Genomic DNA, 22720 nt, shown 5'->3' on the forward strand with positions numbered 1-22720 from the left:
ATGAAAATTCAATCGATTCACCTGAAACACATCCTGCATTTTGCTGACCTTAAAGTCGATTTTTCTTATCACGATAAACCCGTCACTTTAATTTTAGGCGATCAAGCCTCAGGCAAGACCTCAATCTTACGTTTTAGCTATCAGGCTCTGACTTGGTTTGCGGCCCGTTATAAAGATTTACGCTCTGCAGGTGTGGTGATGTTAGATCACGACATTATGCTGAACCGCCTTCAGTCCAAAATTGATATTCAAGTTGCTGTGCCCGCTGAGCTGTATGCTCTCAAACCTACGGCAACCGATACTGCGACCGAACCCTATGCATGGCAACTCTACAAAACCTTAAACCAACAAGGGATTGGCATCAGTCGAGTTGAAACATTAGAACTAGAACAACTGGTGAATTTATATCAGCAGGCAACGTTACAAGATCCGCTGCAAGGTTTACCGTTGATTGCGTATTATCCTGCGGAACGTTTTGTCAATGAGATGAATATTCTCAGCAAGAATAATCCCCTGATTTTCCAACATGCACATGCCTATGAAATTTCAGCTATTCCCTATACCACCTTTGCGCGCTTCTTTGAGTGGTTTCGTGAAATCAGCGATATTGAAAATGCGCAAACTGCGCAGTTTTTACAAACGATATTACATCAGCCTAAAAGCATGCCACCCGATATCCCCTTAAGCTATAAACTGGCTCAGGCTCAAGCACACATCCAGTCACCCAGCCTACAAGCACTCAAACAAGCGTTAGCAACCGTTCTGCCCGAAATAGAAGATATTTATCTGCAATATCATCCCAAGTTACAACTGATGGTGCGCTACCATGGCAACAGCATGCTCTATCAACAGCTTTCCAATAGTATTCGCAACTGGGTGGCGCTCGTTGGCGATATTGTACGGCGTTTATGCCTACTCAACCCTGAAAGCCTGTTCCCTTGTTTAGAAGGTGACGGCGTACTGTTGATTGATGCGATTGATCATCAATTGGATCAAAATATGGCGCAAGTCATTTTAAAACGTTTAAATCAGGCTTTTCCTCGACTACAAATTATCACCTCAGGCAACCGAAGTGAGTTGCTGGAACAAGCCAGCGAGTTTCAATGCCTCAAACTGGAAAATAAGCAATTAAGTCCGATCCAACTCGAACCACTGCAACATCAGTTCGATGTAATTTACCAAAACCTTGCCAATCATGAAGCGACGAGTGGAAGCACCGAACCGATTGCGGCTGACCCCCAAGATTTAAGTGTGGCTGAATTATTCACACAAATACAGCAGCAACTCTCTTCCGAACAGCAACAGCATTTGATTACTTTACTCAGTGCTGAAAATGATGCTTCATCGGCAAATCCATTAACTTAGCCTGCTTCATAAGCATATCTATTTTAACCCTCAAAAACAGGCGACCAATGGTCGCTTTTTTACATTTCTTGCACTGAGAAAGTACCTGTCATCCACCAAGAAACAACCATCACGCGTATAATGTTTTGCGTCAGCGCAAAAAAGATTGATGTTGTTTTAGTCATGTTATATGATCGGTTTTACTTGCAAATTTCTAACTGAAATCGGATTTTGCTATAACGCTTCATGAGTTGCGCAACACAACTTCATTATTTTTAAATTTCACATTGGCTTTCAAGATTGAGACTCTTGGGCTGCTCTTTGCAGTCCTGTAATCCTTGAAAGATGAGATTCACCAATAGGTTTTGACCTATTCACGACAATGGAAACGAGTGTGCTACCGATTATTATATTGTTACCGTTAATACTTGGCACAACCCTTGTCTCATTACTGAAGCAGAGCTCACGCAGGCTAACAGCCTTCGCAGCTGTTGGGGTCAGTATGACAAGTTTAGGCTTATTACTGACCCAAGCACGAGAGGTGTTTAATGGCGCTGTCATTACGCAATCGTGGTCATGGTTGCCGCAGCTTGGAATTGACTTCAGCTTCCGTCTAGACGCATTAGGCCTCCTCTTTGCCTTACTGATTAGTGGCATCGGGACGCTCATTTATATTTATGCCTATTTTTATTTAGGCCCAAAAAATTCTCTCAACAAACTCTATCTACTGCTCATGTTGTTCATGGCAGCCATGCTCGGAATTTCACTCTCCAATAATTTAATATTACTCCTCGTTTTTTGGGAGTTGACCAGTATCTCCTCATTTCTGTTGGTCGGTTATTGGAGCAATTACGACGCGGCGCAACGTGGCTCACGCATGGCATTGACCATTACGGGTATGGGCGGATTAGCCATGCTAGGTGGTTTCATCTTGCTCGGCCAAATCACAGGCACCTACGAGATTGATCAAATCTTGACGATGACAGCGCAGATTCAAAGCCATGCTTTATTTGTTCCTACGCTGCTGCTGATTTTACTCGGTGCTTTTACCAAAAGTGCGCAATTTCCATTCCATTTTTGGCTACCCAACGCGATGGCAGCTCCGACCCCCGTGTCTGCTTATTTGCACTCAGCAACCATGGTAAAAGCGGGCATTTTCTTGGTGGCACGACTGTTACCCATTTTTGCAGGTGCGGCACTGTTCCATAATTTGGTCACCTTTATTGGCCTATTTACCCTGTGTATGGCTGCATTTTTTGCCATCTTTAAAGAAGACCTGAAAGGTTTATTGGCCTATTCAACCATCAGCCATCTCGGCTTGATCATGTGTCTCTTGGGGATCGGATCACCATTAGCTGTGGCTGCGGCTATTTTCCATATTATTAACCATGCCACCTTTAAAGCAGCGCTGTTCATGATCGCAGGTATTATCGATCATGAGTCAGGCACACGTGATTTACGCAAGCTTAGTGGGTTATGGCAACTGTTACCTTATACGGCCACTTTGACGATGGTCACTGCAGCATCAATGGCTGGCGTGCCCTTGACCAACGGTTTCTTATCTAAAGAAATGTTCTTTACTGAACTGCTTAGCAATCTGTCTGGTCCTGTGCTCATCTGCTCGGCGATTGTCGCGACACTGGCGGGGATTTTTGCAGTCGCTTACTCTGTGCGTTTGGTACATGGGGTTTTCTTCGATGGCCCAGTAGGCAAACAAGTTCCGAACAAAGATGCGCATGAGCCGCCGTTTGGCATGCGTGCACCGGCCACTTTACTGGCGATTTTGTGTATTTTAGTCGGCTTATTCCCTGCCCTATTGGTTGAAAACATCGTCAACAGTACAGCACGCGCCAGCACCCAAGTGATGGACTTTGAAGGCGCACATCTTGCCCTATGGCATGGTTTTAACATGCCATTATTAATGAGCGTGATTGCGTCGATTGGCGGTCTGATTTTCTATTTCTGTCTCGCGAAGGGTGGCAAAATTCGAGAAATTGATCTCGATCCATACCTAGGTCGTCTACAAGGTCGAGTTGCCTTTGACTTATTCCTTAAGTCACTCCTGCTCAACTCGCGCAAATTTAAACGATTGACTGAAAACGGTAAATTACAAAGCTATATTCTTTGGATTGTGATCTTCAGTATTGCCATAGTCTCACTTCCATTTTTAGGACAAGGGCTGACCACAGGTACCCGTGAACTCACCCATGCCCCTGCTTTAGCAGTCGTACTATGGCTACTGTTATTCTCTTCGTGCTGGATGATGTTGTGGTTCCATCACGAACGAATTAAAGCGGTATTGATCAGTGGCGCGATTGGTTTAGTCGTGACTATGGTTTTTATCTGCTTCTCTGCACCTGATTTGGCTTTGACACAAATCACCGTCGATGTAGTCACCACCGTACTGTTATTAATGAGTTTATCACTTTTACCACAACTCACCCCCTATGAGTCCAGTGTCTCACGTCGTTGGCGAGATGCCCTCATTGCGATTGGCGGCGGACTCGGCATTGCATGGATCACATGGCTCATCTTGACCCGTGATCACAACTCCATTTCATGGTTCTTCATGCAGCAGTCGATTCCATTAGGTGGCGGAACCAACGTGGTCAACGTGATTTTGGTCGACTTCCGTGGCTTCGATACCTTCGGTGAAATTACCGTCCTCGGCATCGCAGGCATTGGTGCACTGTGTTTAATGGATGGTATGCGTACCCACGGCACCACCATGACTCAAGGTCTCAGTTACCGTTTTAATCCCTCTCCGTTGATGCTTCGTATTAGCGCATCTTGGATTTTACCCATTGCCTTGGTGGTCAGTCTGTATATCTTCCTGCGTGGACACAATCTTCCTGGAGGCGGGTTTATCGCGGGTTTGATTACCGCTTTATCCTTGATTATTCAATACATGGCACTCGGTCAAGATCATGCGGAACAGCTGCTCAAAGCCAAGTCAGGTCGTTTGTATGAAATCTGGATTGGAACTGGTCTGGTCATTGCAGGATTAACAGGCTTAGGTGCATGGTTCTGGGGACGTCCATTCCTCACTAGTGCACACTTTTATGTGTCGCCACCGATCTTAGGCGAAATGCACCTAGCGACAGCTGCACTGTTCGATGTCGGGGTCTATATCACGGTTGTGGGTGCGACCATGTTGCTTATTTCCGTACTCGGGGACTCGCGTCACTCTAGTATGTCTGGTCCAGTACCAAAGGGGGATTAATATGATTAGTTTAGAACTGTTACTTGCCTCCGCTATTGGTCTGTTGACTGCCACAGGCATCTATCTGATTTTACGTGCCCGTACCTTCCCTGTAGTACTTGGGTTGGCCATGATTGGTTATGCCGTCAATTTATTTTTATTTGCCATGGGGCGACTTCAACTTAATGCACCAGCGGTACTCACTGAAGCCAGCAAAGCCACTGACCCTTTGCCACAAGCTTTGGTATTAACCGCAATTGTGATTGGCTTTGCTACCACGGCGTTTATTGTACAACTGGCTTTACGCAGTCGTTATGAAACAGGAACCGACCACGTTGACTCTAAAGAAGAAATACCTCAAATTGACCCACGTGAGGATGAGCCATAATGAATGACCTCATCCAATTTTGGACCGAACACACTCCAATTTTTAGTATTTTAATTCCTGCCATTACCGCCTTTATTTTGGTGTTATTGGGCAATCCTGGATCAGGTTCTTTAGCACAAGACTGGCGACAACCTTGGCGTAGAGGCATCAGTTATACCTCTGGCCTGTTGGGCTTATTTACAGCGGTCAACTATCTGATCTTTGCCAGTTCAGGGCAAATCAGTGTTTATAACCTGAGTGAATGGGCAGCGCCATTTGGCATTGTTTTGGTCCTCGATCAACTGTCTGCGCTGATGCTGGTTTTAACCTACGGCTTAGCTGTTCCAGTAATGTGGTTTGCCAGCAAGGAATGGGATGAACGTGGCCGTTATTTCCATGCCATGTGCCATTTCCTACTGATGGGTTTAACCGGTGCCTTCCTAACAGGCGACTTATTTAACTTGTTTGTATTCTTTGAAATTTTGTTGATGGCCTCCTATGTCCTGTTACTGCATGGTCAAGGCAAAGCGCGTTTTCAACTCGGCATTCACTATGTCACCATTAACTTGTTGGCATCAGCCCTGTTTCTGATTGGCCTTGGCATGATTTATGGTAGCGTCGGTAGCCTCAATATGGCGGATGTTGCACGTCTGATGCCTCTATTAGAAGGCGATCAACATCGTATCGCGGTTGCTGGTGGGCTGTTGTTGTTTACAGTCTTTGGCATTAAAGCAGCCATGCTACCTGTCGGTTTTTGGCTACCAAAAACCTATGCGGTCGCAACCACTCCTGTAGCGGCTCTGTTCACCATCATGACCAAAGTCGGTATTTATGCCATTTTACGTGTTAATGGCACCGTATTTGACGATGCAATTAGCCGTGAAATCCTGCAATACATTCTATTGCCGATTGGCTTAATTACCTCAGTCTATGGTGTGATTGGTGCAATGGGTGCTGAACGCTTACGTCGTTTCATTGGCTTTATGATTTTGTCTTCTGTCGGCACGATTTTAATCGCCATTTCCCTGTTCAATACCTTGGCATGGGCAGCGGCACTGTATTATTTGGTGCACAGTACAATTATTGCGGCAGCTTTCTATATTTTAAGTGGTTGGATTACCTCTCAACGTGGTGAGTTTAAAGACCACTTTAAAATTGCACCGCAAATGAAACAGCATAAGGTGGTGGCGTTAACCTATTTCACCATTGCCTTGATGATGGCAGGTTTACCACCCTTTAGTGGTTTCTTGGGCAAAGTGTTTATTCTTCAAGCCACCGCACACTCACCATATCAATTGCTGATTATTGTGACCGTTTTAGTGGTGAGCTTATTGAGTATTATTGCGTTTACACGTGTGGGTTTCGTGATTTTTTGGCGTGCAACCAAACCAGAAGACAACCCTGATGAAGCTGCTTATGCCGCGTACCAAGCTTTGCCTGAACAAGCACCGAAGCGCAATGACAAAACCATCTATCTATTGTTGGTAGGTTTAATGGCTTATATGGTGTTTGCAGGTCCAATTCAAAATTACACTTACCAAACGGCTGAGCAAATCCAAAATAATGTGCTCTATGAACAGACTTTGCTCAAAACTGATGAGCATGGGCAAACCATTAGCGTACAACCTTTCGACAGTGAAAATTTACCCGAGACCAAGTATGGTGGCGAACGGGTGGATCCGAATGCACATTTGATTCCATATTTAATTTCAGAGGAAACACTGGAAGGCGAACATATTTCCGAATACAAAAAACGCCAAATGCAACAGCAACAACAGGCTGAAGTGAATCCCGATGCTGAAAGCCTACAACCCATGGTGGAGCCTTAAACATGAAAAAAACGTCGTTTTTGGAGCGTTGGTTACCCCACCCTTTTGTCTCGGTGATTGTTGCGCTGAGCTGGGTGATGTTGGCACATAGTGTCGATGCAGCCAGCTTAGTGATGGCATTTTTACTGGCCATTTTTATTCCGCGTCTGATCAGACCATTCATTACTTACACTCCAAATATTGAATGGAAAGCGGCGCTGAAACTATTTTTTGTGGTGTTATACGACATTGTGGTGTCGAATATTCAAGTGGCTAAATTGGTCCTCGGCCCAATTGATCGCCTACAACCCAAGTGGTTTCGTGTTCCGCTGGAAACACAACATGAGGAAGTAAACACCTTACTGGCGATGATTATTACCACCACACCAGGCACAGTTTCAGCAGGGATTGATCAAGATCGCGGGGACATTTTAGTTCATGCTCTCAGCACCGATGATGAAAATGCCGAGATTGAAAATATTAAAGCGCGTTATGAAAAACCGTTGATGCAAATTTTTGGTGTCGAAGCAGGAGACAAAGCATGACCATTTTGCCTTATGCCCTCGGGATTTGTTTAATCGCCGTCACCATTTCAATGTTGCTGTGCTTAATTCGCTTAATCATCGGCCCATCGATTGTAGACCGACTCTTAGCACTCGATACACTCTTTTTAAATGCAATCTGCCTCATTATTATTTTAGGCATTTACTGGGCCAGCACTTCATTATTTGAAGGTGCTCTTTTGGTTGCGATGCTCGGCTTTGTCTCTACAGCCGCTTTAGCACGCTACTTCACCTCAGGTCATGTGATTGACTAGGAGCGAGATCGATGCAACTTACGATGGAAATTTTAGTCTCCATTTTTCTCATGATCGGCACTTTCTTCATGCTGGTTGGAGGGATTGGAATGGTGCGCCTGCCCGATTTATTCATGCGCCTGCATGCCCCAACCAAGTCCAGCACCTTAGGCTTAGGGAGCTTCTTGATCGCGGCAATGATCTATTCTGCATTCCAAGGACGCTTTGGTTTTGCTGAGCTGTTATTAACGCTGTTTGCCTTTTTAACCGCACCCGTATCGGCGAATTTAATGGCACAAGCGGCGCTACATTTGCGCTTACGCTCGCTGAGTGGTGACGTTCCAGAAGCACTCAACCGTCCACTGCCTTGGCAACGTACCCGCCGCAGAGCTTTTAGCAATAAGCATGAAGACACTGAACATCGTCTTTAAATGCTTGTGGTGTTAAGGAAATAAAATAAATACATTCTAGCGCTTCTGCATTGACATGGTGCTGTTGCGCTAATTTGAACATTGTACTGATGATAATATTCGAACGTATTATAGATGGTGTCACATCCAGTACATTGACCAACACAGATGAACTACTCAATCTACTCAAAAATTAAAATGATCAAAGTGTCCCCGTGGTAAATCATTGCCCATATTAATCCAGTCCACAGCAACTTGATGGTCAAAATAATCCCTAAAAGCTCAACCCTCTATTCACCTATCATAATCCTGTGTAACGCATTTCAAATCTTGCTCTAGCTTCAGCCATTACTCCGCATAAAAAAAAGCCACCCGAAGGTGGCTTTTTGATTCAGTTAGACTGAATTATTCATCATCTTTGTTTGCTTCGTCAGCAGGTAAATCCTTTACTGCTTCAGCAATCAGGCCAAACATATAGTTACCATATGCATTGGTTTTATCGTAATGGAAACGCAAACGGGGTGTAATACGTGTCTTAATACGACGGCCGAGTTCGTGACGCAAGAAACCAGATGCTTTGTTCAGCACATCTAGCGTTTCTTTATTGGCTACTTCACTTTGCTCATCGCCAAGCTCACGGCCCATCACAGTCACATATACTTCAGCATAACCTAAGTCTGGACTAACCTTCACCGCAGAGATGGTCACGAGACCACCTAAGCGTGGATCTTTCAACTCTTGGCGAATTAGTTCAGACAACTCACGTTGCACTGTATCCGCCATGCGCTTAAGACGTTGACTACCCGCCATTAAAGACTCCGTTTGATCAATTGAACATCATAGACTTCGATCTTGTCTTTTTCTTTGATGTCTTTATAACCTTTAACCGCAAGACCACATTCCATACCTGCGCGAACTTCCTCAACCACTTCTTTATAACGACGAAGTGACTCAAGCTCACCTTGGAACACAACCACGTCATCACGAAGGACACGAATTGGTTTATTACGGTGTAACATACCTTCAAGTACCATACAGCCTGCTGCTGCACCAAACTTACTTGAGTGGAACACTTCACGTACTTCAGCCACACCCAGAATAGTTTCACGGTGTTCTGGCGCAAGCTTACCGCTCATCGCTGCTTTCACATCATCAATCAATTGATAGATGATTGAGTAGTAACGAATGTCGATGCCATCAGCATCCGCTTTTTGACGCGCTGCGTTATCAGCACGTACGTTAAAGCCAAGAAGAACAGCTTCAGAAGATTCAGCCAGTGTCACGTCAGATTCAGTGATCGCACCAACACCTGAGCCAATAACACGAACTTTAACTTCGTCTGTTGCAAGGTCAGCAAGAGCAACGTGTAATGCTTCCAATGTACCACGTACATCAGTTTTCAATACCACATTGACGATAGGCACATCTTTCTTGCCCATAGACGCCATGATATTTTCAAGACGCATTGCGCTTTGACGCTCAAGACGTTTTTGACGCTCACGATCCATACGCGCATCGGCAACTTCACGTGCTTTTTTCTCGTCATTCACAACCAGAACTTCATCACCCGCCATTGGCGCTTCAGGTAGACCTAAAATTTCAACTGGAATTGAAGGACCTGCTGATTGAATACGTTTACCGTTTTCATCTGTCATCGCACGTACGCGACCATAAGATGCACCCGCAAGAACAAGGTCACCTACTTTCAATGTACCGTTTTGAACAAGGATAGACGTTACCGCACCACGGCTGTTGTCTACACGTGCTTCAATCACGACACCTTGAGCAGCACCTTCTTCAGATGCTTTCAACTCCAGTAATTCAGCTTGAATTGAAATAATATCTAGAAGCTCATCAATACCTTGACCTGTATGTGCTGAAACCATTGCAACTGGAACATCACCGCCCCACTGTTCAGGAACGATTTCTTTCACAGTCAATTCATTCAATACGCGATCTGGATCAGCAGATTCTTTATCCATCTTGTTGATTGCAACAATAATTGGCGTACCAGCAGCACGTGCGTGATCAATCGCTTCAGCTGTTTGTGGCATTACACCATCATCCGCTGCAACAACCAATACCACGATGTCTGTCGATTTCGCACCACGCGAACGCATTGCAGTAAATGCTGCGTGTCCTGGAGTATCTAAGAATGTGATAATGCCTTTATCCGTTGTTACATGGTACGCACCGATGTGCTGAGTGATACCACCCGCTTCACCAGCTGCCACTTTTGAACGACGAATGCGGTCAAGTAACGATGTCTTACCATGGTCTACGTGACCCATGATGGTCACAACAGGAGGACGAGTCGTTTGAGCGCCACGTGCTTCTTCTGCTGCTTCAAGTAAGTTATCTTCAGCTTGCGTATCTGATACAAGAACTGGGTTATGACCCATTTCTTCTACGATTAATGCTGCAATTTCTTGGTCAATCGCTTGGTTCTGAGTAACAAGCTCACCCATTTTCATGAGTGACTTAATTACTTCACGTACCTTAACTGCCATTTTTGCAGCCAAGTCAGCAACCACAATGGTTGAACCAATTTCAACATCATAAACTTGCTTTTTAACCGGTTTTTCAAAGCCATGCTTGTTTGCAGAGCTTGTTTTCAAACCACGTTTATGCGAGTTATCACGGAAAGATTGCTCTTCACCACGACGACCACCTTTCTTCGGTGCGCGTGTAGCTGGCGTATTGGTACCACGTTTGATATCGCGGTCTTCTTTCGCAAATGAGTCTTCATATGCTTGACCAACCAGACCCGCAGCAAGTGGAGAATCATCCACTACACGAATGGTCGCAGTTGCATCTTCGTTTGAATACTTAGATGCCATTTGACGCATTTGTTCAAGTGTACGTTGCTGCGCTTCTTCAGCTGCCTTACGACGTGCTGCTTCTTCAGTCGCTTTTAATTGAGCGGCTTGAGCTTCACGTGCTTTTTTCTGTTCAGGTGTTTCAACAACTTTAACTTGTGCTTTAACCACAGGCTTATTGTTTGATTTACGCTTCACAACTACCGCAGCTTTTGCTACTTCTTGCTTCGTCGTTTCTTGCTTTGCAGCAGCACGCATCGCTTCAAAGTTTGCAGCCGCTTTATTTACTACTGGAGTTTCAGCTTTAGGTTCAACCATAGCTTGAACGTTCGCACGAGCTTGTTGCTCCGCTTGCGCCTTTGCCAAAGCTTCCGCTTTAATTTGTTCTGGATCTGGCTTGGTAAATGTATGTTTCTTGCGAACTTCTACATTAATCGTTTTTGCCTTACCTGATGTACTCGCTACTTTAGCGGTACTGGTCGTTTTACGTTTCAACGTGATTTTTCCTGCCTGACCATCGTCTTGACCATGAATTTTCTTCAAATGGTGCACGAGGGCATCTTGTTGTTCAGTAGAGATTATATCGTCCGATTTACGCTGTGGTAAACCAGCATCACGAACCTGCTCTAGGAGCTTCTCAACAGGGCGGTTCACACTGAGAGCTAACTCTTGTATCGTCTTATCCGTCATGTAGATCTCCTAGTTAAACCATGATTCGCGCGCTTTCATAATAAGTTGACCCGCTTTCTCTGTACCCAGACCTTCAATATCAGCAATATCGTCAGTCGCTTGGTCAGCCAAGTCATCAATTGTGATGACACCACGTGCTGCAAGTGCATAAGCAATCTCTTGCGTCATCCCTTCCATTGCAACGAGTTCCGCGCTTGGATCTTGGATGTTTTCTTGCTGCTGTAATGCATCAGCCAATGCAACTTCTTTGGCACGACTTTGAAGTAATTCAACAACTTCAGCATCTAGCTCGATTTCGTCAAATGTTTCAGCTGGAACATAAGCAATCTCTTCTAAAGAAGTAAAGCCCATTTCAACCAATGCCATTGCCAAATCTTCTTCAATATCTAGACGCGATACAAATAGGTCTAAGTATTGTTGTGCTTCATTTTGCTGACGAGCATGATACTCATCTTCAAGCATCATGTTGAGTTTGTAGCCTGTAAGTTCAGAGGCTAAACGTACGTTTTGACCTTGTGAACCAATCGCACGCGCTAATTGATCGCTAGTTGCGAAAATAATGTCCGCTGTACGTTCTTCTTCATCAATCACAATACCCGATACATCTGCTGGCTCTAAAGCACTCGCAATGTACTGCGCAGGATCATCAGACCATACAACAACATCAATACGCTCACCGTTCAATTCTTGCTGAACTGCTTGGATACGTGTACCACGCATACCAATACATGCACCCACTGGATCAATACGATGATCATTGGTTTTCACAGCAATTTTAGCACGAACACCAGGTTGACGCGCTGCCGCTTTAATCTCAATGATTTCTTCAGAAATTTCAGGAATTTCTTTCTTCATCAAAGCGATGAGCATTTCAGGCTTGGCACGTGACAATTGTAGTTGTGCACCACGACCTTCACGGTTCACATTAAACAAAATCGCATTTACACGTTGCTTCGGACGCAAAATTTCTTTTGCAATCATTTCTTCACGTGCAAGATACGCTTCAGCATTGTCACCTAAGTCAATGATAAAGCCATCTTTGGTTTGCTTTTTCACTTCACCGTAGATCAACTCACCCACTTTAGACTCGTAGGCATCTGCAATCAGCGCACGTTCAGCTTCGCGAATCTTTTGAACAATGACTTGTTTTGCAATTTGCGCCGCAATACGACCGAAGTCAATTGAAGGCACTTCAAGCTCACGAATATCACCAATCGACCATTGTGCAGGATCAACATCAGAAATCGCATCTTGACATGCTGGCATTTCATGATCTTCATCCGCAACCACTTCCCATTGGCGGAAAGTGCTGTATTCGCCCGTTTTACGATCAATCTCTACACGAAGCTGAGCTTCTTCAGAGTTTGTTCCTTCGTAAAATTTCTTTTTAGTCGCAGCAACAAGCGCTTGTTCTAAGGCTTCGAAAATCGCTTCACGAGGTACACCTTTTTCATTACTAACCGTTTCAACTACGGTAAGAATTTCACGTGCCATAAGCCACCTATTCGTTCAGATTCTTATTTATTAAATGAATTAATCTTGATAGACCAAATTGGCTTTATCAATATTATTACTATCGATTTCAAGCACCTGTTGCTTTTCCACTTCGACTTGAATCATTTCAGCTTCAAGATCTACAGCAACCAATTTAGCTTGGAATTTACGACGGTTATCGACCGCACTGATCAAACGGAAAGCGATCTGTTGACCAATATATGCAGGTAATTGTTCAAGTTGGAAAAATGGACGATCCCAACCCGGAGATGACACTTCAAGTGCATATTCACCTGAAATTGGATCATGGACATCCATCATTGCGCCGACTTGCTGGGTCACGCGTACACAATCTTGTACGCCGATGCCACGGCCCTGCTCTTCTTCACCATCTTCATTGATGATGGGTTCTGCATTTTCGTCGACAGCTTTGTCGATATAAATGCGCAATAAAGAACGTTTTCCTTGAGGAAGGAATTCAATCCCCCAAAGATCAACACCACAGGCTTGCACTGCAGGAGCAATTAAGTCTTGGAGTGCTTGAGTTTTATTTGATAGCTTCATTTACTCTCGTCATTTTTGTGCGATTCAATGGCCGAAACAGACCACTACAAGCCAATACAAACTATAGTAGTAGTGGAACATGACACTTTGACTTTCACCGTATCCGGCTCACATCGACACTACACGATAGCCAATAAAAAAGGGCGTAATCGCCCCAATTATTGCACAGAAAATTAATATCCACTGTGCAAAAAGGCCCACCTTGTTGTGAGCCTCTTTTTAGAAACTTGGTAGCGGGAGCTGGATTTGAACCAACGACCTTCGGGTTATGAGCCCGACGAGCTACCAGACTGCTCCATCCCGCATCAACGTGCAAAAATTATATACAAATATGAACTATTTTTCAATCTAAATACTTCGTACTTGCTCTGATTTAGTTGCACCTAAATCAAATTGGTAGCGGGAGCTGGATTTGAACCAACGACCTTCGGGTTATGAGCCCGACGAGCTACCAGACTGCTCCATCCCGCAACAAAACGCAAAAATTATTCAATTTAATCACTTAAACTGCTTATTTTAGTTTGCATCTAAAATAAGATTGGTAGCGGGAGCTGGATTTGAACCAACGACCTTCGGGTTATGAGCCCGACGAGCTACCAGACTGCTCCATCCCGCAACAAAACGCAAAAATATTCTTAACTTAATCACTTAAGTTACTCACTTTAGTTTGCATCTAAAATAAGATTGGTAGCGGGAGCTGGATTTGAACCAACGACCTTCGGGTTATGAGCCCGACGAGCTACCAGACTGCTCCATCCCGCATCAATAGAATTCGCTGCATACACCAACTTAATCTTCTGGATTCATAAGTTGGTGCGGAAGGGGGGACTTGAACCCCCACGCCCGAAAGCACTACCACCTCAAGGTAGCGTGTCTACCAATTCCACCACCACCGCAGCTGTGACGCATTCTAGTAGCATCGCCACAAAAAAGAAAGGACTAATTCCAATTATTCGCTTGTTTTAGGTGCAGCTGGTGAAGTTTCAGTCGATTGTGCAGGTACAGAACTTGTCGTTTGCACTGACTTTAAGCTATAGGCATCTGTGGTTTGCTTTTTGGCAAACACAGCCAACGACAAACTGGTGATAAAAAACAAGGCCGTCAAGACCGCAGTCAATCGGGTCAAGAAATTACCTGAACCTGATGCACCAAATACAGTTGCAGCACCGCCACCACCAAACGAAGCACCAGCATCTGCACCTTTACCATGCTGGACCAAAATCAGCACGATCATCAACACAGCTAAGATAATATGTACTACCAGCACAAAAGTTTGCATGCTGAACTCCTAATTATTTTGTATTTGCAAATGCTTCGACAATTTTATAAAACGACGTTGCATTTAAAGATGCCCCACCGACGAGTGCACCATTGATATCTGGACAGGCCGCTAACTCTACTGCATTTTCAGCTTTTACACTACCACCATATAAAATGGCCATGTTCGCGCCATGGCTGGTAATTTGGGTGAGACCTTCACGGATTTTAGCATGCATGGTTTGCGCGTCTTCTGGTGAAGCGGTTTTTCCTGTACCAATGGCCCAAATCGGCTCGTAGGCAATCACAATATGAGGCCACTGCTCTGCCGTTACCACACTGGCTAAATCGCAAATTTGTTGTAAAACCACTACTTCTGCCTGACCAGACTCACGCTGCTCTAAACTTTCACCTACACAGTAAATGACGTTTAAACCCGCATTTAAGGAATTTTGAGCTTTCGCATTTAAAATTGCTGCACTTTCAGCAAAATATTCACGACGTTCTGAATGACCAATTAAAACATATTCAATTTGACTATCTTTGAGCAGCTCTGCGCTCACCTCACCCGTATATGCACCCATGTTGCCAAAACGCGAAACATCTTGCGCCACAGTAAAAACTGAACGTGCAGCATTCGCCAATTCAGCCTGCATTGAAGTCAAAGCCAGCGTCACAGGCGCAAGCCCAATATTACATTTTTCTTCTGCTATTTCATTCTCTTGCAAGAGCTGTTTAAATTCTTGAAGCAATTGCTTGGCATCTGCCTGCATTGGGTTCATCTTCCAATTGCCGACAACCCATGGCTTAATCGTCGAACCCGACATACAGCACCCTATTCAAAACAGTTCATTAAAACGGCCTCATTCTACACGGTATTTATTTTTCAAAGATAGTTTTCTTCTAGAATTTCTTCGGCAATCAAAATAATACGAGTGAAAATAAAGACATCTTTTTGTAAAAAAAACGTCTGCTATCACGACCAGTTCATGCTTTTAAGCGATATTAAGGTGGTGACAACACTTTCAGATATGGTATTTTTGTGCAACAAAAGTATAATTTTACGATACCAATTATAAACAATTGAGAAGTTAAGGATCTGGGGAATGTCAGTATCAAATGGTTTGCCTAAGTTCACAGGCTTCATTCGACGCTTAGTCGAAGACGGACGCATGACTGCTGAAAATATGCAGCAGGCAATGCTCTCTGCAAAAAAAGCTCAGCAAGACATCGTTCCTTATCTAATTGAAAATCATAAACTCTCCCCACAAATGATCGCTGAAACGATTTCTTTAGAGTTTGGAGAGCCTGTTTTTGACTTAAGTGTCTATGATTCTGTACAAATTCTACGGGATCTGGTCGAAGATAAACTCATCACCAAGCATCGTGTGTTGCCGATTTACTGTCGTGGCAATATCCTCTATATCGCCACCAGCAATCCAACCAACATGGATGCAATGGACGCGATTCGCTTCAATTCCAAAATGAACATTGAAGCGATTATTGTTGAACATCCTCAGCTTGAAAAACTGATCGAACAAAATTTTGCGCAAGCCGATAGCTTTGAATTTTCTGATGAAGATATTGATTTAGACTTAGAGCAAGACCCTCAGAACTCCAATGACGAACAAGATGACTCACCTCAAGGCGATGAAGCACCGATTGTCAAATACATCAATAAATTACTGATCGATGCGATTCGTATGGGCGCATCAGACTTACACTTTGAACCGTATGAGAAATCTTACCGTGTTCGTTACCGTGTAGATGGGGTTCTGCGTCATATTGCCAGTCCGCCACTACAACTGGCGACTCGTCTTGCTTCACGTTTAAAAGTTATGTCACAAATGGACATTTCTGAAAAACGGGTTCCACAAGATGGCAGGATTAAATTAAAGCTGTCAAAAAGTAAAGCCATCGACTTTCGTGTCAACTCACTTCCAACCTTGTTTGGCGAAAAACTGGTTCTGCGTATTCTCGATCCATCTAGTGCTATGCTGGGGATTGATGCTTTAGGTTATGAACCAGATCAAAAAGACCTATTTATGCAGGCTTTAGACAAACCTCAAGGCATGTTGCTAATTACTGGCCCGACAGGTTCAGGTAAAACGGTATCTCTATATACAGGTCTGAATATTCTAAATAAAGAAGACACCAATATCTCAACTGCGGAAGATCCTGTTGAGATTAACTTAGAAGGCATTAATCAGGTCAATGTGAACAATAAAGTCGGCCTCACCTTCTCTGCTGCGCTGAAGTCCTTCTTACGTCAGGATCCTGATATTGTAATGGTGGGTGAGATTCGTGACCTTGAAACGGCTGAAATCGCGATTAAAGCCGCGCAAACAGGTCACATGGTCATGTCGACACTCCACACCAATAGTGCACCTGAAACCCTGACCCGCTTACGCAATATGGGGGTTCCATCTTTTAACATTGCGACATCGGTCAATTTGGTAATTGCACAACGCTTAGCGCGCCGTTTATGTAGTCAATGCAAAGCCGCTGTCTATATTCCTGAACAGAGCTTGCTCGAAATGGGCTTTACTTCCACAGATATCAAAGATCCAGACTTCAAAGTTTATCAACCGGTGGGGTGTGCTGAGTGCCGTGAAGGCTATAAAGGACGTGTTGGTATTTATGAAGTTATGAAAGTCACGCCAGAAATTTCAAAAATTATTATGGAAGATGGCAATGCCTTACAGATTGCTGAAGCATCTGCAAAATTAGGATTTAACAATTTACGTCGTTCAGGTTTACTCAAGGTTATGCAGGGGGTCACTTCCTTACAAGAAGTGAATCGTGTAACCAGCGAATAGTTGAAATATTGAAAGAATAAGGATAAATGCATGGCTGTCAAAAAAGCACAGATGATGCCAACCTTCAATTATGAAGGGATTGATCGTAAAGGGGCAAAAATTAAAGGGGAATTGCCTGCACGTAATCTTGCCCTCGCCAAAGTTACTTTGCGCAAACAAGGGATTACCATCAAGAGTATTCGAGAAAAGAAAAAGAATATTCTTGAAGGCATAATGAAGAAAAAAGTGACGACACTCGACATCACGATTTTCACCCGACAGCTCGCAACCATGATGAAAGCGGGTGTGCCGCTGGTACAAGGTTTTGAAATTGTGGCTGAAGGCCTAGAAAACCCATCTATGCGTGAAGTCGTACTTGGCATTAAAGGTGAGGTTGAGGGTGGTAATACCTTTGCTGGAGCACTCAAAAAATATCCGCAATATTTCGACAACTTATTCTGTTCATTAGTTGAATCAGGCGAACAATCGGGTGCACTTGAGACCATGCTGGACCGCGTAGCGGTCTATAAAGAAAAAAGTGAATTGTTAAAGCAAAAAATTAAAAAAGCCATGAAATACCCAGCAACAGTGGTTGTGGTTGCTGTAATCGTGACTATTATTTTGATGGTCAAAGTTGTCCCTGTTTTCCAAGATCTATTCAGCTCCTTTGGTGCGGATTTACCTGCATTCACTAAAATGGTGGTAAATATGTCTGAATGGATGCAGAAATACTGGTTCATTTTGATTATTGTCGTTGGTGTTGTGATTACCGCTTTACTCGAAACCAAAAAGCGTAGTAAAAAGTTTCGTGACATGCTGGATAAAGCTGCGCTGAAAGCCCCGATTTTTGGTGATTTAGTCTATAAAGCGATTATCGCGCGCTATAGCCGCACCCTCTCTACAACTTTTGCGGCAGGTGTACCCTTAATTGATGCTCTCGAATCTACCGCGGGTGCAACCAACAATGTGGTCTATGAAGAAGCTGTGATGAAGATCCGTGAAGATGTCGCAACAGGGCAACAACTTCAATTCGCGATGCGTGCCACCAATAAATTCCCATCGATGGCAGTACAAATGGTAGCCATAGGTGAGGAATCTGGTGCGCTCGATGCCATGTTGGATAAAGTTGCCACTCACTATGAAAACGAAGTCGATAATGCGGTGGATGGCTTAACGGCAATGATGGAGCCTCTCATCATGGCAGTCTTGGGTGTACTTGTGGGTGGCCTAGTAATTGCCATGTATTTACCAATCTTCCAAATGGGTTCTGTGGTTTAATGCAAGAAATAATTTCCTATCTTATCAATACTCCAATGGCGCTTTATTTCGCCGTTGGAGTTTTTAGTTTGTGCATTGGTAGTTTCCTGAATGTAGTGATCTATCGCACGCCAAAAATAATGGAACAAGAATGGCGCACCGACTGCCAACTTCTGCTTCATCCTGAACAGCCTATTATTGATGAAACGAAACTCTCGTTGAGCAAGCCTGCCTCGACCTGCCCCAAATGCAAAAGTGCCATACGCTGGTATCAAAATGTCCCTGTAATTAGCTGGTTACTGCTACGAGGAAAGTGTGGCACTTGCCATAATCCGATCAGCATTCGCTACCCTGCGATTGAACTCCTGACCGCCATTTGTGCTTTGGCCGTGGTTGCTGTCTTTGGCCCAACAATCCAAATGTTGTTTGGTCTCGTACTCACTTATATTTTAATCGCCTTAACCTTTATTGATTTTGACACTCAACTTTTACCTGATCGCTATACCCTCACCCTTGCAGGTCTAGGTTTAGGAGTCAATAGTTATGCGATTTACACCACGCCAACAGCGGCCATTTGGGGCTATATCATTGGCTTTTTATGCTTATGGATCGTGTACTATCTGTTTAAGCTCATCACAGGTAAGGAAGGTATGGGTTATGGCGACTTTAAGTTACTTGCTGCTTTAGGCGCATGGATGGGCCCTTTGCTGCTGCCGCTGATTGTGCTACTTTCCTCTTTCGTAGGTGCCATTATCGGCATCATTCTGCTCAAAGTGCGCAAAGAAAATCAGCCTTTTGCTTTTGGCCCGTATATTGCCATCGCAGGATGGATTGCCTTTTTGTGGGGTGAGCAAATTATGAAAATATATTTAGGCAATTAAAATAATATGTCATTTATTTTAGGTCTGACAGGCGGGATTGGCAGTGGAAAATCTGCCGCAAGCCACTGGTTTGAACAACAAGGCATTCAAGTGGTCGATGCCGATGTCGTTGCTCGAGAGATTGTTGCAGTGGGGCAGCCTGCACTTCAGCAAATTCGAAGCAGCTTCGGTGAGTGGGCCTTACTGGATAATGGCGAACTGAATCGACGCGCTTTACGTGAACACATTTTTCAAGACCCGTCTGCCCGTAAGCAATTGGAAAAGATCACCCACCCTGCAATTCGTCAGTCCATCATGCAACAATTACAAGCTGCGACCAGCCCTTATGCAATTTTGGTTTCACCGCTACTTTTTGAAACTAATCAGCATGAACTGACGCAACATACGCTTTTGATCGATGCTTCAACTGATATCCAAATTCTCCGCGCTTCACAGCGCGACCATCAAACCATTGAGCAAATTCAAACCATCATTAAAACGCAAATGTCCCGTGAACAAAAACAAGCGTTAGCCGATGATATTGTGGTAAATGATGGGCACTTGGAACACTTATACGCACAACTCAGGCCTTTGCATTTAAAGTATTTAGCCCATTCAGAAGTCTAAAAAAAGCAGTCGATTATGACTGCTTTTTTTGTTGTACGAGTTGGGCTTTCAAACTGTCCTGCCGTATCCAACGCCATGGCTGCAAGGCCCCGATCCCCATTCCCAGAAGACCACATAAAATCGCAACACTCAAAGGCTCATTGAGCAAAGGAACCGCAATAATCGCAGCAATAAAAGGCGCCAACGTCACAATACTGCCTGTTTTAAATGCCCCCAAACGCTTAATGGCTTCCACATAAGTGAGTGTCGCCACGATGACTACGAACACACCATGAAATACCACCTGAGCAATCAATTGCACAGGTTGCACATGCGCTATGGTTTTGGGGAGGAATAAAACATAAATCGGCACAAAAACAATCGCAGCCCAAATCGCAACACCTGCCATGGAGTGCCATGCCGATAGTTTCCATTGTCTCAATAAAACGGTAAATGTTCCCCACAGCACGGCACTGAGGAAAAACAAGCCATCACCTAAACTAAAGGCGATACCTGTTTCTTGATACATCAGCCCACTCATGGCCGCCATTGCCAGCAACATAATACTGAGGCTGAGCCAAGTATGCCGATCAAATGGTTGTCGAAATAAAAGATAAGCTGCGACAGCCGTGCAAAGCGGAATACAGCCATTCAGAAAGATTGCAGCATGTGCCGCAGGCACATAATGAAAAGCGCTATAAGCGGTGATGCAGTAGCACACCCCTCCAATCATCGCCAAAATAAAAGGCTCTTTCTTCCACAAAAAGGCGGTATCTTTTTTATAGATCAAGATTGGCATTAAGATGCAAAACGCCAACAGAAAACGTAAGGCGGTAATATCCCACGCACCAATACCCCAATTGGCACTGAGCCGCGCCGTTAAGGTAAATCCCCCCCAAATACACATGGTGATGGCAATAAAGATATAGCCTTGTTTTTGAGGGGTCATCATTGGGCTTACATTGAATCAGGAATTAAAAAATCTTAGACATTACGTTGACGGCATGCTTCATACAAAGCCATACCCGTTGCTACACTGACATTCAAACTTTGTAGATTTCCTGCCATCGGAATATAAACCGTTTGATCGCATTGAGACTGGGTAATGGGACGCAGACCAGTATCTTCAGCACCCATCACCACACATACAGCCGTTCCAGTAAAATCGAACTGTTGTAGCGGCAAGGCTTTTTCATCCAACATGGTACCGACCACACGCACATTAAACTCATCTTTAATTTGCGCTAAAGTCCGAGCCAAATTGGTCACTTGGATAAATTTAACTTTTTCAGCACCACCTGCCGCGACTTTGCGCGCGGTCGGGGTCAAACTTGCAGAACGATCACGAGGCACAATCACGGCCTCAACGCCCATTGCAGCCGCGGTACGGATACATGCGCCGAGGTTATGCGGATCGGTGACTTGGTCTAAACCCAGCAATAAACAATTTGGCGATTGCTTCAGTAAGGCTTCTAAATCTTTTTCATTAAAAACTGGATTAGGACGGACCGCAGCCACAACCCCTTGGTGAAATGGCAAGCCCGCCATTTTTTCTAATCGATCACGACCGGTTTGTTGTACGCTAATACCAAACGGTTCAGCCAACTCAAGTACACGCTTTAAACGCTGGTCATCACGCCCTTTTAAGGTAAAAAGTGTCAGTACACGTTCAGGTTCAAGTTCCAACAATGACTCCACCGAATGAACGCCATAGAAATATTCAGGTTTAGCCATGTAGGACCTCTAAAAGATAAATGACCATCGACACGATGTGCCAAAAATAAAAATCCTGTAAAGCTGACTTTACAGGATTGCTGTGCAACGGATAGTTTAACCGATTTCGCTCGAAATTACTTGGCGAGTATCGGTTGAAAGCTTAGCCTTCTAAATGGCACACGTAGTCCAATACGTCGTCGGTTTCAATTTTAAAACGACTATTGCCAGGCACATAAAAAGACTGACCTGCGCGGAACAATTCGCTCTCTTCGCTGTCAGCAATTTGTACACGGCATTCGCCTGAAATAATTTCCATACGCTCTGCTACATGTGTTTCAAACGTCAAAGCTTGCTCTGTCGGAAGAATAACCCCTAACGTTTTTTTGGTGCCATCTTCAAATTGCACAGTATGACTGATGCATAAACCGCCAAAATAAACATTGGATTTTTTAATGACAGAGACATGGTCGAACTGAGTTGACATGCGTACACTCCAGATAATGCGCATTTATATTCGTATTGATTCGCTAGTTTAAAGATGTGCGATTAACTAATCAATCGATGTTTTATTCCCCTCAATCAATATTTTGTTAAAGTCCGACCATCGTACAATTGCCTCAATTTCCAGCCCATTTTGGCGTGTTTTTTGCCGATGCGATCCGTTCGCTGAGTCGTTCTCTTTCTGTATACATCGCATACCCACTTGTTGTGCTGTGTTTGCTATAACAGTCG

At 44.2% G+C, this 22720-nt stretch carries 20 protein-coding genes and 5 tRNA genes; 11 read left to right on the forward strand and 14 right to left on the reverse strand.

Features of this window, described 5'->3' with window-relative positions; genetic code table 11:
* The 7 genes from HYI04_RS04845 (at position 1) to HYI04_RS04875 (ending at position 7948) form a co-directional block, all read left to right on the forward strand.
* Positions 1-1365, forward strand: a complete 1365-nt coding sequence (locus tag HYI04_RS04845; protein ID WP_178895925.1) for an AAA family ATPase — start codon at positions 1-3, stop codon at positions 1363-1365.
* Positions 1366-1726: 361 nt separating this feature from the next.
* Entirely contained in the window at positions 1727-4567 is a 2841-nt protein-coding gene (locus HYI04_RS04850; protein WP_178895926.1) for a monovalent cation/H+ antiporter subunit A, read from the forward strand.
* 1 nt (position 4568) lies between these two features.
* Positions 4569-4934, forward strand: a complete 366-nt coding sequence (locus HYI04_RS04855) for a Na+/H+ antiporter subunit C (protein ID WP_004692695.1) — start codon at positions 4569-4571, stop codon at positions 4932-4934.
* Positions 4934-6742, forward strand: a complete 1809-nt coding sequence (locus tag HYI04_RS04860; RefSeq protein ID WP_178895927.1) for a monovalent cation/H+ antiporter subunit D — start codon at positions 4934-4936, stop codon at positions 6740-6742. The genes HYI04_RS04855 and HYI04_RS04860 overlap by 1 nt, the downstream gene beginning before the upstream one ends.
* Before the next feature lie 2 nt (positions 6743-6744).
* On the forward strand, positions 6745-7266 hold the full coding sequence (locus tag HYI04_RS04865; protein ID WP_004978767.1) for a Na+/H+ antiporter subunit E: 522 nt from the start codon (positions 6745-6747) through the stop codon (positions 7264-7266).
* A complete protein-coding gene (locus HYI04_RS04870) occupies positions 7263-7538 on the forward strand; it encodes a monovalent cation/H+ antiporter subunit F (RefSeq protein ID WP_004692700.1) in 276 nt (91 codons plus the stop codon). Before HYI04_RS04865 ends, HYI04_RS04870 begins: the two co-directional genes overlap by 4 nt.
* Before the next feature lie 11 nt (positions 7539-7549).
* Positions 7550-7948 (forward strand): Na+/H+ antiporter subunit G, encoded by a 399-nt coding sequence (locus tag HYI04_RS04875; protein ID WP_004692702.1) that lies wholly within the window; start codon positions 7550-7552, stop codon positions 7946-7948.
* A 384-nt stretch (positions 7949-8332) separates the two neighbouring features.
* On the opposite strand, the gene HYI04_RS04880 is transcribed toward HYI04_RS04875, so the two are convergent.
* The 11 genes from HYI04_RS04880 to tpiA form a co-directional block, all read right to left on the reverse strand.
* Entirely contained in the window at positions 8333-8737 is a 405-nt protein-coding gene (locus HYI04_RS04880) for a ribosome-binding factor A (RefSeq protein WP_004692703.1), read from the reverse strand.
* Positions 8737-11436: a translation initiation factor IF-2 gene (gene infB, locus HYI04_RS04885; RefSeq protein ID WP_159127069.1), complete on the reverse strand. Its 2700-nt coding sequence runs from the start codon at positions 11434-11436 to the stop codon at positions 8737-8739. The genes HYI04_RS04880 and infB overlap by 1 nt, the downstream gene beginning before the upstream one ends.
* Before the next feature lie 9 nt (positions 11437-11445).
* Positions 11446-12930 carry a transcription termination factor NusA gene (gene nusA / locus HYI04_RS04890; RefSeq protein WP_004692706.1) on the reverse strand — a complete coding sequence of 495 codons (1485 nt, stop codon included), beginning with the start codon at positions 12928-12930 and terminating at the stop codon, positions 11446-11448.
* A gap of 39 nt (positions 12931-12969) precedes the next feature.
* A complete protein-coding gene (gene rimP / locus HYI04_RS04895) occupies positions 12970-13494 on the reverse strand; it encodes a ribosome maturation factor RimP (RefSeq protein ID WP_004692708.1) in 525 nt (174 codons plus the stop codon).
* A gap of 228 nt (positions 13495-13722) precedes the next feature.
* Positions 13723-13799: transfer RNA gene (locus tag HYI04_RS04900), tRNA-Met, on the reverse strand.
* An 89-nt stretch (positions 13800-13888) separates the two neighbouring features.
* Positions 13889-13965: transfer RNA gene (locus HYI04_RS04905), tRNA-Met, on the reverse strand.
* A gap of 68 nt (positions 13966-14033) precedes the next feature.
* Positions 14034-14110 (reverse strand) — tRNA-Met (locus HYI04_RS04910).
* Between the two features lie 69 nt (positions 14111-14179).
* Positions 14180-14256: transfer RNA gene (locus tag HYI04_RS04915), tRNA-Met, on the reverse strand.
* A gap of 49 nt (positions 14257-14305) precedes the next feature.
* Positions 14306-14390: transfer RNA gene (locus HYI04_RS04920), tRNA-Leu, on the reverse strand.
* Positions 14391-14443: 53 nt separating this feature from the next.
* Positions 14444-14773: a preprotein translocase subunit SecG gene (gene secG, locus HYI04_RS04925; protein ID WP_168159357.1), complete on the reverse strand. Its 330-nt coding sequence runs from the start codon at positions 14771-14773 to the stop codon at positions 14444-14446.
* Positions 14774-14786: 13 nt separating this feature from the next.
* Complete coding sequence (tpiA, locus tag HYI04_RS04930) at positions 14787-15578, reverse strand: triose-phosphate isomerase (protein WP_178895928.1); 792 nt, start codon at positions 15576-15578, stop codon at positions 14787-14789.
* A 279-nt stretch (positions 15579-15857) separates the two neighbouring features.
* On the opposite strand from tpiA, the gene pilB reads away from it, so the two are divergent.
* From pilB to coaE, 4 genes are read left to right on the forward strand one after another with little or no spacing between them, the layout of a single operon-like run.
* On the forward strand, positions 15858-17570 hold the full coding sequence (pilB, locus tag HYI04_RS04935; protein ID WP_178895929.1) for a type IV-A pilus assembly ATPase PilB: 1713 nt from the start codon (positions 15858-15860) through the stop codon (positions 17568-17570).
* Between the two features lie 30 nt (positions 17571-17600).
* Positions 17601-18827 (forward strand): type II secretion system F family protein, encoded by a 1227-nt coding sequence (locus HYI04_RS04940; protein WP_004692713.1) that lies wholly within the window; start codon positions 17601-17603, stop codon positions 18825-18827.
* Entirely contained in the window at positions 18827-19687 is an 861-nt protein-coding gene (locus tag HYI04_RS04945) for an A24 family peptidase (RefSeq protein WP_178895930.1), read from the forward strand. The genes HYI04_RS04940 and HYI04_RS04945 overlap by 1 nt, the downstream gene beginning before the upstream one ends.
* Before the next feature lie 6 nt (positions 19688-19693).
* The gene (gene coaE, locus HYI04_RS04950) at positions 19694-20293 is read left to right on the forward strand and encodes a dephospho-CoA kinase (RefSeq protein WP_178895931.1); all 600 of its coding nucleotides are present in this window, start codon (positions 19694-19696) and stop codon (positions 20291-20293) included.
* 13 nt (positions 20294-20306) lie between these two features.
* On the opposite strand, the gene HYI04_RS04955 is transcribed toward coaE, so the two are convergent.
* The 3 genes from HYI04_RS04955 to HYI04_RS04965 form a co-directional block, all read right to left on the reverse strand.
* Entirely contained in the window at positions 20307-21224 is a 918-nt protein-coding gene (locus tag HYI04_RS04955) for a DMT family transporter (protein WP_178895932.1), read from the reverse strand.
* Between the two features lie 32 nt (positions 21225-21256).
* The gene (gene rlmB, locus HYI04_RS04960) at positions 21257-22006 is read right to left on the reverse strand and encodes a 23S rRNA (guanosine(2251)-2'-O)-methyltransferase RlmB (RefSeq protein WP_004692717.1); all 750 of its coding nucleotides are present in this window, start codon (positions 22004-22006) and stop codon (positions 21257-21259) included.
* Positions 22007-22148: 142 nt separating this feature from the next.
* On the reverse strand, positions 22149-22472 hold the full coding sequence (locus tag HYI04_RS04965; protein WP_125280995.1) for a pyrimidine/purine nucleoside phosphorylase: 324 nt from the start codon (positions 22470-22472) through the stop codon (positions 22149-22151).
* Between the last annotated feature and the right edge of the window lie 248 nt (positions 22473-22720).

Source organism: Acinetobacter sp. SwsAc2, assembly GCF_013391465.1.
Classification (GTDB): domain Bacteria; phylum Pseudomonadota; class Gammaproteobacteria; order Pseudomonadales; family Moraxellaceae; genus Acinetobacter; species Acinetobacter johnsonii.

Coding starts and splice junctions, on each gene's coding strand:
- tpiA (WP_178895928.1), bottom strand. CDS start 15,578: ATGTCGGGTTCGACGATTAAGCCATGGGTTGTCGGCAATTGGAAGATG.
- HYI04_RS04880 (WP_004692703.1), bottom strand. CDS start 8,737: ATGGCGGGTAGTCAACGTCTTAAGCGCATGGCGGATACAGTGCAACGT.
- HYI04_RS04875 (WP_004692702.1), top strand. CDS start 7,550: ATGCAACTTACGATGGAAATTTTAGTCTCCATTTTTCTCATGATCGGC.
- rimP (WP_004692708.1), bottom strand. CDS start 13,494: ATGAAGCTATCAAATAAAACTCAAGCACTCCAAGACTTAATTGCTCCT.
- HYI04_RS04965 (WP_125280995.1), bottom strand. CDS start 22,472: ATGTCAACTCAGTTCGACCATGTCTCTGTCATTAAAAAATCCAATGTT.
- HYI04_RS04940 (WP_004692713.1), top strand. CDS start 17,601: ATGGCTGTCAAAAAAGCACAGATGATGCCAACCTTCAATTATGAAGGG.
- rlmB (WP_004692717.1), bottom strand. CDS start 22,006: ATGGCTAAACCTGAATATTTCTATGGCGTTCATTCGGTGGAGTCATTG.
- HYI04_RS04945 (WP_178895930.1), top strand. CDS start 18,827: ATGCAAGAAATAATTTCCTATCTTATCAATACTCCAATGGCGCTTTAT.
- pilB (WP_178895929.1), top strand. CDS start 15,858: ATGTCAGTATCAAATGGTTTGCCTAAGTTCACAGGCTTCATTCGACGC.
- infB (WP_159127069.1), bottom strand. CDS start 11,436: ATGACGGATAAGACGATACAAGAGTTAGCTCTCAGTGTGAACCGCCCT.
- HYI04_RS04860 (WP_178895927.1), top strand. CDS start 4,934: ATGAATGACCTCATCCAATTTTGGACCGAACACACTCCAATTTTTAGT.
- HYI04_RS04865 (WP_004978767.1), top strand. CDS start 6,745: ATGAAAAAAACGTCGTTTTTGGAGCGTTGGTTACCCCACCCTTTTGTC.
- coaE (WP_178895931.1), top strand. CDS start 19,694: ATGTCATTTATTTTAGGTCTGACAGGCGGGATTGGCAGTGGAAAATCT.
- HYI04_RS04850 (WP_178895926.1), top strand. CDS start 1,727: ATGGAAACGAGTGTGCTACCGATTATTATATTGTTACCGTTAATACTT.
- HYI04_RS04870 (WP_004692700.1), top strand. CDS start 7,263: ATGACCATTTTGCCTTATGCCCTCGGGATTTGTTTAATCGCCGTCACC.
- secG (WP_168159357.1), bottom strand. CDS start 14,773: ATGCAAACTTTTGTGCTGGTAGTACATATTATCTTAGCTGTGTTGATG.
- HYI04_RS04855 (WP_004692695.1), top strand. CDS start 4,569: ATGATTAGTTTAGAACTGTTACTTGCCTCCGCTATTGGTCTGTTGACT.
- HYI04_RS04845 (WP_178895925.1), top strand. CDS start 1: ATGAAAATTCAATCGATTCACCTGAAACACATCCTGCATTTTGCTGAC.
- nusA (WP_004692706.1), bottom strand. CDS start 12,930: ATGGCACGTGAAATTCTTACCGTAGTTGAAACGGTTAGTAATGAAAAA.
- HYI04_RS04955 (WP_178895932.1), bottom strand. CDS start 21,224: ATGATGACCCCTCAAAAACAAGGCTATATCTTTATTGCCATCACCATG.